This is a genomic window from Enterobacter sp. PTB, assembly GCF_051130085.1.
GTDB lineage: Bacteria > Pseudomonadota > Gammaproteobacteria > Enterobacterales > Enterobacteriaceae > Enterobacter > Enterobacter ludwigii.
The window spans coordinates 1-366 of sequence record NZ_JBDKEE010000143.1 but is presented as its reverse complement, the minus strand read 5'-3'; the positions used below and the strand labels follow the sequence as shown (position 1 = coordinate 366).

The following is a 366-nucleotide window of genomic DNA, read 5'->3' as shown; positions in this document are numbered from 1 at the left end:
AAGTGGCGCAGTACTGTGACCAGCTGGTACCGGATGGCAGGGGCGGTGACGGAACAGAGCCGCGTTATATCTGTAACGTGTACGTGCAGGATCGCAATGATGCCTATACCGTGCTGAGCGACTTTGCCGCCATTTTTCGGGGTATGACCTTCTGGGGCGATAACCAGATTGTCTGTTACGCGGATATGCCACGCGATGTGGATTTCTGCTACACCGCCGCAAATACGGTGAACGGGGAGTTTAAATACTCCGGCAACCCCGCAAAAGCCCGCAACACGTCGGCACTGGTTTCCTGGTCAGACCCGGCGAACGCGTACGCCGATGCCATGGAGCCGGTGGTTGAGGCAGACCTCGTGGCCCGTTACA

General features: G+C 57.7%; 1 protein-coding gene. It reads left to right on the top strand.

What is annotated here, in order from left to right:
• A partial coding sequence (locus AAIR21_RS28010; protein ID WP_434682858.1) for a phage tail protein occupies positions 1–366 on the top strand: 366 nt, incomplete at both ends.